Genomic DNA, 13,818 nt, shown 5'->3' with positions numbered 1-13,818 from the left:
CCATAATGGCCCTCGATATTTTTTGGACAATATTTTTAGTAGTTGCAAATGGTTTTTTTGTTGCGGCAGAATTTGCTATAGTCAAAGTAAGAGCTTCACAAATTGAGCTCCAAGCAAAATCAGGTAGCAATGTTGCTAAAATCGCAAAAAATATTACGGAGCATTTGGATAAATACCTAGCTGCAACACAGCTAGGTATTACTTTAGCATCACTAGGCTTAGGCTGGAAAGGTGAAGCAGTCATGACCGAAATCGTATCTAATCTGTTTTCTTTTTTTCAGGTAGATACTTCACAAAGCTGGGCTAAATGGACCGGTTTTGCACTTGCATTCGGAACCATTACGTTCTTGCATGTTGTACTAGGTGAGCTTGCTCCTAAATCTATTGCTATTCAAAAACCTGTAGCGACAACAATGAAAGTAGCCGTACCATTGCGTATATTTTATTGGTTATTGATGCCCTTAATATATGTATTCAATGGTTTTGCTAATTTTTTATTGAGATTAATAGGTATTCAACCACATCCTAGTGAATCTTCACACTCTTCAGAGGAACTTCAATATTTATTGGATAAAGGTAAAGAAAGCGGAGCATTAGAATCATCTGAACATGAATTGATTAAAAACGTTTTCGACTTTAATGAACGGATCGTGAAAAACATCATGGTTCCGAGAACAAAAATCGTAGCGGTTGAAGAGGATTGTGCAGCCATTGATTTTATCAATACGGTAACAGAAGAGGGCTATTCACGTATTCCTATTTATGCCGACAGTATCGATCAGATTGTCGGTATCGTACACACAAAAGATATCTTACCGATCGTTATGAAAGGTAAAGAGGTGGTATTAAAGGATATCATGCGTAAGCCCTACTTTATTCCGGAAACCAAAAAAATCAATGATTTAATGGCCGAATTTCAATTAAAAAGAATTCAGTTGGCGATTGTATTGGATGAATTTGGAGGTACGGCCGGTATGGTTACTTTAGAAGATATTGTCGAAGAACTTGTTGGTGAAATTCAAGATGAATATGATGAAGAAACTCCAGTTGTTGAACGTATTTCTGAAACAGAATATATGGTGGACGCTGGTGCGAGCATTCATGATGTGAATGAATTTTTACCATTAGAATTACCAGCAAGTCAAGATTATGATACTGTTTCAGGTCTAGTAAGCGATTTGTTTGATAAAATCCCTGAAGTAGGAGAGTATAAAGAAGTATTTGGTTATACCTTTACGATTATTCGTAAAACGCAACAGAATATAGAATTTGTAAAATTGGAACTTGTTGAGTCTATGCATGATGATCAAGATAATTAGCGATTATGCAACTATTTTTTACAGAAGAGATTAAACCTGATTTTAAAAACTTTATTCTAAGTGAAGAAGAGAGTAAGCATGCAATTCGTGTGCTTCGACTTCAAGTAAGTGATAAAGTTCACTTGATTGATGGAAGAGGCGGATTGTATGAGGCTGAAATTTTAGATCCACATCCGAAAAGAACAGTTTTGACCATTTTAAATGTTAAAGAAAACTATCAGCAATCCTCCTATTACTTACATATTGCAATTGCTCCAACTAAAAATATCGACCGTTTCGAATGGTTTTTAGAAAAAGCGACAGAGATTGGTATTCATGAAATTACCCCCTTAATCTGTGAGCATTCTGAGAGAAAAGAGGTGAAATTAGATCGTCTTAATAAAGTGATTGTAGCAGCAATGAAGCAATCGTTGAAGGCCTATATTCCAAAATTGAATCCTGCGATTACTTTTTCTCAATTCTGTAAGCAACAGGAATCGAATACAGCTACCAAAGTTATTGCACATTGTATAGATAGTGAGAAACAGTATCTAAACGAAGTTTTACAATCAGAACAGCATTATATCTTATTGATCGGTCCTGAAGGAGATTTTTCGATACAGGAGATAGAACAAGCATTAAACCTGGGCTATCAACCGATTTCGTTAGGAGAAGCACGTTTACGAACCGAAACAGCAGGAATAACATCTTGTGTTGAGGTTTCTCTCGTAAACAGATCAAAATAAAAGCCGCAATAGCGGCTTCTTTTATTTTATAATTACTGCATCAACTATCGTAATTTCCGAATTACCTTTTAAAGGATCCTTGTTAAAGACCATTTTGCCTTTTAATTTGATAGGCTCTTCTGTAAATTTTATGGCGTCACCTTTTAGAAATACCTCCACCATCGGCGGGATTCCATTAGAACCGCAAAACATACATTGCGCTACAGGAAGTACCGATATCATAAAGTTTTTATGTGTTCTGCACTGGTCAAAGGCACCATATAACCGGGCATTTCAACAATCTTATTTTCTAAAGCTTTTAACTCTGCAGGATAGAAAGGAGTATATATCTTTTTACTGCCGCTATAGGAAACTTTATAAGCCATTTTATCAACAGCTTCCCAGGTTTTATTCATCATTGGTGTATGATCAGGTGTATTGGGATCACGACCTATCTGCGCATTTGCCGTAATACAAAAGGTAATCAGTAAGCTAAAGAAAGCGAGTATTTTTTTCATTATAATTGTTTTTTTGTACATTTAAAATTTGCTTTTGACGGGCTTTACAATTTGTCACCTTGAAAATTCCCGTTTTATAATTCCATTTTTATGCGCTGAAGTATTTCGAAATAATCCGAGCAATTCTTAGATCAGTTTGTAAAAATACAAAAGCTTATGATAATATCATTTTACATTAATTGTTTGATAAAATATGCGAAATCGTTGTTTTATATGCCTTGATCGCAGGAATTAGTGCTGAAATAATACCAATTACACAGGCTAATAAAACAAAAATCAGTTCTATGGGATCAAGCTTAAATGCATCTATAAAGTCAGCACTTTGGCTTGTTTGTGTATTGATATAATAAAGCGCTATATGGGCGAAAATCAATCCTAAGAAACCCCCAATTACAGTAATGACCATTCCCTCACAGATTACCAGAGAGAAAAGTTTGAGTTTGGAAGCACCCAAGGTACGCATGATCGCTAAATCATATTTCCGTTGTTTTAAGGCATTGTATAAGCTGATAAAGACACTTAATCCAGCAATTGCCATGATGATATAAGCTAATATCTTTAATGAGTCAATTCCCACCCCTAAAAGAGAAAATAAACGTGTGCTCTCTATAGCTGGTGAGGCAGCCTGCATTTGCGTATTTTGTGCTATATACTTAGGTAATACCGCAATCGCAGCTGGTGACCGGTACTGTACTAACAATGCTGTAATTTCAAGACCAGAAGAATGAATCATATCCGCACCAATTGATTTGACAATCATATTGGGTTCATGTTGATCCTCATCACGTTGTTCATCCTCTTCTGCTTCACCATGATGGTGGAGATGTGCGTTTTTCGTCTCTTCAAGATCCTCTTTAGCCTGTGCTTCAGCAGGAGTTAACTCATGGTCGTGATCGTCATGAGCAATTCCGTGTACATCCCAAACACTACTAAGACTAGTCAGAATCAGATTGTCCGTAATATTGTTGTTGTATGCTAATATGCCCACAACTGTGAATGGTTGATCATCATGGCTGTGACCACCTTTACTTAGTCCATGCGAGCTGTGAATCTGATCTCCAATTTTAAGATGCTGCTTACGGGCAACATCAGTTCCGACAACAACTTCATAGTCTTTATCAAATAGCTTTCCTTGTTGTACTTTGGTTTCATACAAAGTGAGAAAGCTAGAATCCGTGCCTACTATGCGACGCCCCCTATAGTTATCCCCCAATGAGACAGGAACAGCCAATTTTATTAATGGGTTATGCTGCAATTTTTCAGCTTCAGCTAAAGGGATATTACCAGTAGGATTGTCGATATGATAAACACTGGATAGAATCAATTGTAAGGGACTTCCTTTAGCTCCGATTACTAAATCAATATTCTTACTATTATTTTCAAGTTGCTTTTCAAAGCTATCGCTGGTTATAGAAAGTACACATAATATGGCAACACCAAAAGCAGTCAGTAATATGCTGAGTGCTGTTGAGCCTATTTGTTTACTAATATTTTTCCAAACTAATTGAATAGTATTCATGCTATTTGCTATTAGGATTGAGTGTATTTAAATCGTAAGTATTCGAAAAGTTATTTTTAATTCTTTTATCATGCGTAGCGATCAGGAGGGTAGCGCCCTGTTGATCGGCAATTTCCATTAATAGTGTTAATACCCTAGTTGTATTCTGATCATCCAATGATGCAGTAGGTTCGTCAGCAATTAAAAGTAAAGGCTTATTAATAACAGCACGTGCAATAGCGGCACGTTGTAATTGGCCTCGACTTAATTCCTGTGGATATGCATGGGCTTTATCAGACAATTGTAGTTTGTCTAGCACACTTAAAACTTCATTTTTATTGACTGTTTTCTTTGCTAAAGACTGTGCAAGCTGAATGTTTTCAAGAATAGTTAAGTTTTTCAATAAATGGGCTTCTTGAAAAATAAAGCCGATATGTTGCGATCTAAATTTATCCATTTCAGATGTGCTCATGACATAGATATCTTTTTCATTAATCCAGACTTTTCCTGCTGTCGGTTTTGAAAGTCCCGCCAAAAGGTGAAGCAATGTTGTTTTACCAGTTCCCGAATTTCCAAGAAGCAGTGTATGTTGACCTTTTTGAATTTGAATAGCAGGAAATTTGATTGGTATACCTCCTTTGTATTGGAAGGAAAGTTCCTGTGTTGCTATGATTGGATTATTTGTCTGCATAGTATGATCATTCTTTCAGATGCTAAATTTAACCTAATTCCTGCATATATGTCGAATTGTTATGACATTATTACATCATATGTTTATTAATTATTAAGGCGCACTGCACTTAACATTTTAGCTGTTAATCAAATGTTAACATGTAAAAATGCGTATAGTACGTGTAAACGATGACGTTAACAATTCTTTAACACAGCACTAATGTAATAGTAATGTTAAGGTAATGTGCACGTAATATCGCGGTAATAGATTTGCAGAAACAAAAAAACAAATAAATTGAAACCACAATTAACACTTAAGAAATTTGTTGCTACTCTAATCTTATTGGTAATAGCGACAGCTGTTTTTGCACAAGGTAGTGGAAAAGTAGTTGGAAAAGTGAGTAACAGCAAAACCGGTGAGACTATTGCTGGAGTTACAGTGAAAATTTTGAATACTTCAAGAGCCGGGAGTACCGATGTAACTGGTAATTATAATATTCCAGGTCTTTCTGTTGGAAAGTATATATTGGAATTTAGTTATGTTGGGTATGGAACGAAGCAGATCTCAGACGTTGAAATAAAAAATAACGAGATTACAAGTCTTGATATTATCTTGGACAACTCAGAAGGTAATGTTTTAGAACAGGTTGTGATTAGAGGTACTTATAAAAAAGAATCTATCGGAGCTTTGTATGCACAGCAAAAGAATAGTATTTCAATATCAGATGGTATTTCTGCTGAAATAATTAAGAGAACTCCAGATAAGAATACCGGTGAAGTTTTAAAGCGCGTAAGTGGTGCAAGTGTTCAAGATAATAAATTTATTGTTATTAGAGGCTTAAGCGATCGCTATAATGCTGCTTTACTTAATAATAGCCCATTACCAAGCACTGAACCTGATCGAAAAGCCTTTTCATTCGATATTATTCCTTCCTCATTAATAGACAACATTGTTATCAGTAAAACAGCTACTGCAGATTTACCAGGTGATTTAACAGGAGGGGCCGTAAATGTTAAAACGAAAGATTTTCCAGATAGGAAGACAATGGAGATTAGTGTTGGACTAGGTGGTAATACTCAAACCACTTTTAAGGATTTCTATGGTAGTAAAAGAACAGTAGGTAATTATTTTGGAATCAAAAATCCAGATAATAATTTACCATCGACCTTTCCAAAAGATAGAGCAAGCTATACCGATTTAAATTTTGAACAGAAAGCTGAACATACCAAAGCATTTAAAAATACTTTTGGTTATGAAAAATTAGGAAAATCACTTCCTTATCAAAATTTACAGTTTATATATGGTAACTCCTATCGATTAAATAATGAAGGTAAATTGGGAGTTATAGCTTCTGTGACTTACCGCAATTCTGAGAGTATATCTAACGAAGTCCGAAATGATTTTAATGGTACAGATCAAGGTTTAAATAGTTATTACTTCAAGTATGAAGATACATACTATCGCTTCAACTCTTCAATAGGGGCCTTGGCTAATGTATCGTATCTAAAAGATAATTTTAAGATCTCGCTAAAAAATATCTACAATCAAAGTCTTGAACAGAATTTTATCAATAGAACGGGTATTCTAGACAATGAGTCATTGCGTAAAAGTACCTTATTGGAAGTACACCAAAAACGTATGTTAAACTCTGTCCTTGACGGAGAGTACTTGATGAATGCTGATAAGCAAACAAAATTGTCGTGGAATTTATCGTATAGTAATATGAATGATGATACTCCTGATTTAAGACAGTTGGCTTATACTAAAATATAGCATATAAGGATGATCCCTCTGTTGCTTTTCAGGCAGCTATTCCAAGTGGATCTGCTACCTCCGAGCAAGCTGGAAAGTTTTACAGCAATTTGAATGAAAATATTTACAGCGGAGCTCTTAATTGGTCTCAAGGAGTTAATTTACTAGGTTCGGCAAAAACTGTAAAAATTGGCGTGTTCAAGCAGTACAAAAATAGAGAGATGAATGCACGTGTTTTAGGTTTTGTTAATAAAAGCGAAGATTATACAGAATTTAATAGGTTGTTGCAGTTACCTCAAGATCAGTTGTTTGCAGAAGAAAATATCGCTAAGGATAAGTTTTTTATAGATGATATCACCAATCCAACGAATAGCTTCGAAGGTATTGGGGATCTCAATGGTGGATATGGTATGCTATCAGGGAATGTTTCTGAAAAGTTAAAAGCAACTGTTGGGTTAAGAGTCGAAAATTATATTGAAAAACTCAAGACTGGATCCATTTCTGGTGTAGATAATAATGTAAACAATTCGTATACTGATCTCTTACCATCATTAAATTTGACTTATGAATTGAATCCCAAAACTAATTTAAGATTCAGTTTTTCAAATACAGTAGCAAGAGCGCAATTTCGTGAACTGGCAGCATTCAGCTTTTATGATTTCGTAACAGGTAATGTGAAAATTGGTAATCCTAATTTGAAAAGAACCAGAATATCTAATTTAGATCTTCGCTATGAATTTTATCCAAGTCTAGGGAAATTGTTTTCGGTTTCGGCATTTTACAAAAATTTAACCGATCCCATCGAATCTAACATTATAGCAGGATCTACATCCGCAAGTAAATCGATGTCTTTTACTAATGCGCCTAAAGCATATATTATGGGGGGAGAAGTTGAGATTAGACATGATTTAGGAATTTTCAACCAAGATTCGGAAATCTTAAAGAGTTTGACATTCAGTGCAAATGCTTCTTTAATTAAATCTGAAGTCAATTTTGAAGGCACAGAATCGCTGTTAGAAAATAAACGATCGTTATATGGTCAGTCCCCTTATTTATTAAATACTGGTCTTCAGTACTCGAGTAAAGGTGGATGGGAATCAAGTATCTTTTTTAATAGAATTGGACGTAGAATTGATATCGTTGGATTTGGTAACTACGTGAATGGCGAGTTTAAAGACGAATATGCTACAATTTATGAAGCGCCTAGAAGTATGCTGGATTTTCAATTAGCAAAGAAAATCATTGCAAATAAAGCCGAACTAAAATTTAATGCAGGTAATATATTAAATAGCAAAGTAGTTTTTTATCAAGATATTGATAAGAGTGGTAAATATAATATTGATAGTGATCAACTAATTAACTCAGTGAAATACGGTAGAAATTTCTCACTATCATTTAGTTATAAATTTTAAAGATTAAATCATTATTTCTTAACATTAAGGTTACAACAAACGAATAGTTTTACAAAAAAATTAGATTATGAAATTGAATCGATCAACAAAGTGGTTTGCATTAGCAGCAGTAGCAACTTCAGTAACTTTTGCAAGTTGTAGTAAATCTGATAATAATCCAGTAACTCCTCCAACTCCAGGAACAAAGAAAGAAGCGGTTATTGAAGGAAAGATTTCAAAACGTAGAGTGTTAAGTGCCGATACGACATACTTATTAAGAGCATATGTACAAGTAGTAGATGGTGGTACATTAGAAATTCCAGCTGGCACGGTCATTAAAGGTGAAAAAGCAACTAAAGGAGCTTTGATCATAGAAAGAGGCGGTAAAATCCAAGCAAATGGTACAGCTGAAAAACCAATTGTTTTCACATCAGATCAAACAGATGGTAACAGAGATAAAGGAGATTGGTCAGGTATTATTATTTGTGGGAAATCTCTTGTGAATACTTCTACCGGAACAGCTCAATATGAAGGTGGGACTCTAGGTGCTACTATTGCAAACTACGGTGGCGGTGCAACTCCTGTGTTAGATGACAATTCAGGTGAATTGACATATGCTCGTATTGAATTTGCAGGTATTGCTATTGAAAAAGATAAGGAAATCAATGGTTTAACTCTTTGTGCCGTTGGTTCTGGAACCAAAATCAATCACATTCAGGTTTCATATGGAGGTGATGATTCATTTGAGTTTTTCGGGGGTACGGTCAATGCTACTCATTTAATTGCTTACCGTGGCGTAGATGATGATTTCGATTTTGACCAAGGTTACAATGGTAAGATCCAATATGGTATTTCTATAAAAGATCCTATTATTGCAGATGCCGCCGGTACTTCAAGAGGAATTGAATTAGAGAATAAGGGTACAGTATCAAATAATCAATATACGAGACCGATATTGTCAAACTTTACTTTTGTTGGTCCTGGGACTGAGTCTTCAGCTACTCATGGTGCAGGTATTCACTTCGGATTAAATAGCCGTATGGTATTAGCAAATTCAATTATTGTAGGAGCTAAAACAAGTGCAGTTGAATTTAATTCAGATTTTCCTGCTGCTGAATTGAAAGCAGGTCGTTCTATCTTATCAAATAATATGGTGTTTGGTAATGTTGCTAACTACGGATTAAAAGATGTTACTTCATTTGCTTCAGTTGCTGATTTAACAGGTTATTTAAATGGATTTGGAGACTTCGCAGTTACATCTGTTGCAACAGCAGGTTTAACAGGTACCAGTCTTTCAGCTCCAAACTTGTTGTTAAAATCTGATTCTCCTGCACTAGGAAAAGCGAAATATGAAGGTGATTTAGCAAGTTTAACAAAAGAAACTTTTATTGGTGCAATGGGCACAACAGACTGGACTAAAGGCTGGGCTAGTTGGGATCCTAAAAATAATAAATACTAAAATAAATATAATATGAAACAAGAAAAATCCTGAAAAATTCAGGATTTTTCTTGTTTATTTTGATAGTATTTCGTTTTATATATAAATAATATAGATTATTAGAAGAATGTTAAGAAGAATCAGTTATTTTTTTAGGTTAACTCCTTTAATGCTTTTGCTTTTGTCGTGCAGCAAGAATGACAAAGTTGAAAACTCAAAAGAACCAATTGAAGTAAGAAAGACAAAAGCCTCTGCAATTACGGATGTAAACGAGCAAAATGCTAATAAAAATTGGAAATGGGATGATCCTACTTTAACAAATGTAAAATTGTATTTTAAACCAAAGGTGAATGGGGTGCCCAGCCCGTCTATTGAGCGACCTTTACCATGGTTTACTTTTGGTAATCCATTAAATAATTCGGATAAGGATTATCGTTCTGAGTTGGGTTGGGTATTATATCTAAAAGATTTTGGTACGCCGGATCGACCAGCGCAAACACCATTTTTTGCGTTATATAATAGATACTCTGGTATTTTGAGATTTTTTGTATATAATTATAGAACACAAGATCTCAGTGAGGGATCTAAAACTTATTATATAGGAAAGTTAAGTTATACCAATCCTGATAAACACAATGGTACCCTATCATTTTTAGCTCCGCCGGAACAATTTGTTTTAGATAAAGAAGATAAGGATAATTCCCTTGTTTGTGTTACGAAAAAGAATTCGAGCGATATTTGGATGAATTTTGACTTTTTACTTGCGAAACCTGCTGAATTAGCTCAAACTCCAGTCGAAAGTGTCAAATTAAATCTAAGCATATTTGGAGCTAATGAAACGGAAATGAATTTAGGATCAGACTTCTCGAACATTACTGCTAAATCTGTAGTTGGAGGGCTGGTAAATCTTCTGATTTTTCTAAATTTGTTAATGGTGGTGTGGAATATACTACATCTGGGTCGGCTTTATTGGAGTCGATAAATAAGCTACAGGAATCATCTAGCTCAAAAGTCCAATCAAAAGCGGATTTATCAGTAAAAGCAGGAAATAGTTCAGAAACTTCTAGGCTTCGAGCTGTAATCCCTGTGGCTACTGTTGCAACGGCCGTAAGTGTTGTAAAAGGATTATTTGGTTTTGTAAAATCTTTTGTTGGAGGAACAAAATCTGGTACAAATACACAATCTTCATTGCAATATAATGGTATTGTGAAGACAACAGGATCAGCTATTCTTTCTAACAATTTGTATAATTTACAATTTAGTTTAGAAAAATCTGATCCGACATCTTCTGGTTATTATGTTCCTCTTTACGAATATCCAATTGGAATTTTAAGGGCTTTACCTCCAATTTCAGATACATATGGAACAGGAATTTATTTTGAAGAGAACGAATACTTTTGTGGTAAGCCAATGCCGTTGGATGTTTTGAAACAAGCATCATATGCAATTAAGCGTAATGCTTTGCAGAATATCTATCGAGATTTTACAAGTGAGTATCGAGGACTCGAACCATATGTTAGACTAGATAGTATAAATTTAACTTTAGTAAATCGTATGTATTCCGGTGATGGATTACCAACTTCATTTGTTTATTTTCCAAAAGGAGCTACTCCAATTGAGCCAAGAAATTATGACATCATGAATGAATTTACATTTCCAGATAGTAGGAATTCTGGTTGGCGAAATTATTACCCATTCACGCAATTAGGACAAGAATTCTTTTACGTGAAAAAATGGTATTATCCTAATTCTGTTTATGCAGAGAATATATTTGGAGATGTCTTTGCTCAAAGAAATAAACCTGCATTGGGGATATATATAAAATTTACGATTACAGATCCGAACTATCCTGACAACGAATCAAGAGAGCGAGTGATCTTCAAAGTAGTAGATTTAAATAGAAGCAGTAAACAAAAAACGAATATCAAAGGTTGTCCAGTCATAGGGTATAATTAGTCATTATTTAATGATAGAAATCCTTCCTACTAGACTGGTTCTAAAAAGTGTGTGAAGATATTCAATGTTTTGAAGATAATGAGTTCGGTATTCCGCCGGACTCATTCATTTTAAATTGGGTGTTATTTTTAAATTAAGTATTATTTGGAACAAAAAATTTATGTTCAATCGAAACTATCAGAACTCACATTAGAAATAATATTAGTTTCTAGCTGAGTTGATTTTGTAAACATCAACATTGACAAAAATAATATAGAAAAATCACATAATTATTTCAGTTCACTATTCGAAGGGTAAATAAGTGAACTTTTATTGAATTTTCTTTATAAGATTTCATTAACAATAGCTCTAATTGATAAATTTGGTAAACTTTAAAAGAAAAATCTGTTAAATAATAAAATTGAGTTATTGAGAAAAAATATTAAGAGGAGCACTTTACTTCGGTTCGTAGTGGTAAACTATCTGATAAGATTCATTCTTTAATTTATCTGCCATTTGTCCAATGTCTAAATTTTGTTCTTGTGGAGTCGGTTCGCACAGCGAATAATATTTACCATTGTACAAAATAGCATCGCCGATTGGTTTCTCAAATTGAACCGCCATCGTGATGTGGGTTGGGAACAACAATGTAATCATTGGTAGATTGTAAATCTCCTTGACCAGATAGAAAAATAGGGCTGCCCGATCATCGCAATCACTATAAGAGCTGGTTAATGTTTCCTCTGGGGATAGCCTTTTCTCTTTACCAAAATTAATATCATCATTTTCATAGAGGAATGCATAACGTGTAAAGCGCATAAGATAATCAACACCTTTTGTTGTATCCATTTTTTTAATATTCTCTTTCAATACCGGAATGAGCGTTCGATAGGTTTCATGACTTAGTGGAATATTAAAATAAGTTTCAAAATTTACCCCAGGATAATTCGCGAAAATTTTATTGACATCATTATTGATTTTTACCTTAAAATGGTATAATCGCTCATTATATTTGAAATTGATTTTTTTATCCACGTAATTTTGGGGATTAAAATCAGGCATCTGAGTTACCTTATAACTGAAGTCGTTCACCGCTTCAGTAATTTTCAATGAAACTGGTTTATAAATGCCATTACGCTGAAATAACTTTCCATAATCATGATAATTCAGACAGGTATATTGATTGCCATCAACAGAAAAAAATGGAATATCAGCAATATCTTCGTTATTCTTTATATAAAATATAATTTGATTATTTCCCACGGCAAGACGCGCATCATAACCAGATTTACACATCAAGTACCATTTATATAAAGTGTACCGACTATAATTTTCCTGTTTGGGGCTTATTGCTTGCGCTGTCTGACGTACGAGCTGATAGTAGATCCAATCATTTAGATGGTGTTTCTGCTTGTAAGCAAGTAATGAATTACGACCATAGAGTCGGTCGACGATTCTATCTTTTTATAAAAATCAAGAATATGATTTTCGTTTACCTCAGTCGGAAAATCTATTATAAATGATGAATCTGCAGAAAACAAAAATGGGGTATTATAGAAATCAACTTTGTATTCTTGCGCATAGCTTTCTCGCTTCTGCATAAAGATAAATAGCAGTGAAAGAACGCTTGCGACCAAATATGAAGATAGAAATTTCAATTCCTTAACAATTTATTAATAATGAAGTTACATAAAAATAACATCAAAAGAAAGACCTAAATTCATTACTTACAGCTAAATGACGTGAGAGATCCACAATAAGGTAGTGTGATGCAGTTTTCGAACTATAAATTCTTGTATGAAGAAGGATTGGATCGTAAAATTGAGTTTGGTTGTAAAGGACAATTTGTGGATAGAAAATTCAATGCAATAGTTTTTAACCATGGTCCAATCACTGATCGTACATTGAATAGTGATTAGGTAAATGATTGAGATCAATTATTCAAAAGTTCTAACTTAACTTCAAAACTTTTCGAAATAACAACAGGCCGTGTTCAAAATTGAGATTCTTATTGGTAAAAGAAAGGGTTGATTGGGCGGAGATTGAAATAAAGAATTTTTTTTAAAAACTATACCGTATTATTGAAGTAAAATATTGTCGGTTGGTGCCAATTTTTCTTACTTGTATTCCTCGTAAAGATTATGAAGCATAGAAACACTCTTTACAAAAACAAGAGGATCGAGCAAGTTAGAGGTGGCTTCCGAATTATTGTTAAATACTGATCTTAGTTACTTGTTAAATAGGAAAGGTTGGAACGTGACTTCCTCTGCTGATATTATAAAAAACTGTCTCAACTTTAGGTTTTATTTCAAGGGCTAATATTCATGAAAAAATTTGGTATCAGCTTGAAGGCTCATAATCTATCAAATCCAGATTTGCGTTTAAAAAGAAAGGTAGATAACATGGGGGAATATTGTATCCAATTCTTATAAAAGAGGTATAGATCAAAGTTTGAGTCTGTCATATAAGTTTTAATATTTAAATAATACTAACTTAATAATTATTTGTTTTTAAAAAATTAATTTTATAAAAAATAAGTCATCATAAAAAATAAATTCTTTATTGTTTCAACACTTGCGTCCTAAACGTT

The 13,818-nt window shown here is 34.0% G+C and carries 12 protein-coding genes; 7 read left to right on the top strand and 5 right to left on the bottom strand.

Annotated features, from left to right (window positions below):
* The first annotated feature begins 5 nt into the window (after window positions 1-5).
* Together L950_RS07385 and L950_RS07380 are read left to right on the top strand one after the other, a co-directional pair.
* Window positions 6-1,319 carry a hemolysin family protein gene (locus tag L950_RS07385; protein ID WP_021188158.1) on the top strand — a complete coding sequence of 438 codons (1,314 nt, stop codon included), beginning with the start codon at window positions 6-8 and terminating at the stop codon, window positions 1,317-1,319.
* A gap of 5 nt (window positions 1,320-1,324) precedes the next feature.
* Window positions 1,325-2,044, top strand: coding sequence for a 16S rRNA (uracil(1498)-N(3))-methyltransferase (locus L950_RS07380; protein WP_021188157.1), 720 nt, complete (start codon window positions 1,325-1,327; stop codon window positions 2,042-2,044).
* 21 nt (window positions 2,045-2,065) lie between these two features.
* Here the strand turns inward: L950_RS07380 and L950_RS32345 are convergent, their stop codons facing one another.
* From L950_RS32345 to L950_RS07365, 4 genes are all read right to left on the bottom strand, one after another.
* Window positions 2,066-2,266, bottom strand: coding sequence for a hypothetical protein (locus L950_RS32345; RefSeq protein WP_231576958.1), 201 nt, complete (start codon window positions 2,264-2,266; stop codon window positions 2,066-2,068).
* Window positions 2,263-2,541 (bottom strand): hypothetical protein, encoded by a 279-nt coding sequence (locus L950_RS32340; protein ID WP_231576957.1) that lies wholly within the window; start codon window positions 2,539-2,541, stop codon window positions 2,263-2,265. The genes L950_RS32345 and L950_RS32340 overlap by 4 nt, the downstream gene beginning before the upstream one ends.
* 175 nt (window positions 2,542-2,716) lie before the next feature.
* Complete coding sequence (locus L950_RS07370; protein WP_021188156.1) at window positions 2,717-4,060, bottom strand: ABC transporter permease; 1,344 nt, start codon at window positions 4,058-4,060, stop codon at window positions 2,717-2,719.
* Window position 4,061: 1 nt separating this feature from the next.
* Window positions 4,062-4,730: an ABC transporter ATP-binding protein gene (locus tag L950_RS07365; RefSeq protein WP_021188155.1), complete on the bottom strand. Its 669-nt coding sequence runs from the start codon at window positions 4,728-4,730 to the stop codon at window positions 4,062-4,064.
* A gap of 276 nt (window positions 4,731-5,006) precedes the next feature.
* On the opposite strand from L950_RS07365, the gene L950_RS07360 reads away from it, so the two are divergent.
* The 5 genes from L950_RS07360 to L950_RS07340 all read left to right on the top strand — a co-directional run bounded on the left by L950_RS07360 (window position 5,007) and on the right by L950_RS07340 (window position 11,249).
* Window positions 5,007-6,485 carry a TonB-dependent receptor gene (locus L950_RS07360; RefSeq protein WP_021188154.1) on the top strand — a complete coding sequence of 493 codons (1,479 nt, stop codon included), beginning with the start codon at window positions 5,007-5,009 and terminating at the stop codon, window positions 6,483-6,485.
* 89 nt (window positions 6,486-6,574) lie between these two features.
* Window positions 6,575-7,876, top strand: a complete 1,302-nt coding sequence (locus L950_RS07355) for a TonB-dependent receptor domain-containing protein (protein ID WP_021188153.1) — start codon at window positions 6,575-6,577, stop codon at window positions 7,874-7,876.
* 67 nt (window positions 7,877-7,943) lie between these two features.
* A complete protein-coding gene (locus L950_RS07350) occupies window positions 7,944-9,314 on the top strand; it encodes a hypothetical protein (RefSeq protein ID WP_021188152.1) in 1,371 nt (456 codons plus the stop codon).
* A 106-nt stretch (window positions 9,315-9,420) separates the two neighbouring features.
* The gene (locus tag L950_RS07345) at window positions 9,421-10,275 is read left to right on the top strand and encodes a hypothetical protein (protein WP_021188151.1); all 855 of its coding nucleotides are present in this window, start codon (window positions 9,421-9,423) and stop codon (window positions 10,273-10,275) included.
* Window positions 10,233-11,249: a hypothetical protein gene (locus L950_RS07340; protein ID WP_021188150.1), complete on the top strand. Its 1,017-nt coding sequence runs from the start codon at window positions 10,233-10,235 to the stop codon at window positions 11,247-11,249. Before L950_RS07345 ends, L950_RS07340 begins: the two co-directional genes overlap by 43 nt.
* A 435-nt stretch (window positions 11,250-11,684) precedes the next feature.
* Here the strand turns inward: L950_RS07340 and L950_RS07335 are convergent, their stop codons facing one another.
* Window positions 11,685-12,524, bottom strand: coding sequence for a hypothetical protein (locus L950_RS07335; protein ID WP_021188149.1), 840 nt, complete (start codon window positions 12,522-12,524; stop codon window positions 11,685-11,687).
* Window positions 12,525-13,818: the final 1,294 nt, after the last annotated feature.

The organism is Sphingobacterium sp. IITKGP-BTPF85, assembly GCF_001006065.1.
Classification (GTDB): domain Bacteria; phylum Bacteroidota; class Bacteroidia; order Sphingobacteriales; family Sphingobacteriaceae; genus Sphingobacterium; species Sphingobacterium anhuiense.
This window is presented reverse-complemented; position numbering and strand designations above follow the sequence as displayed.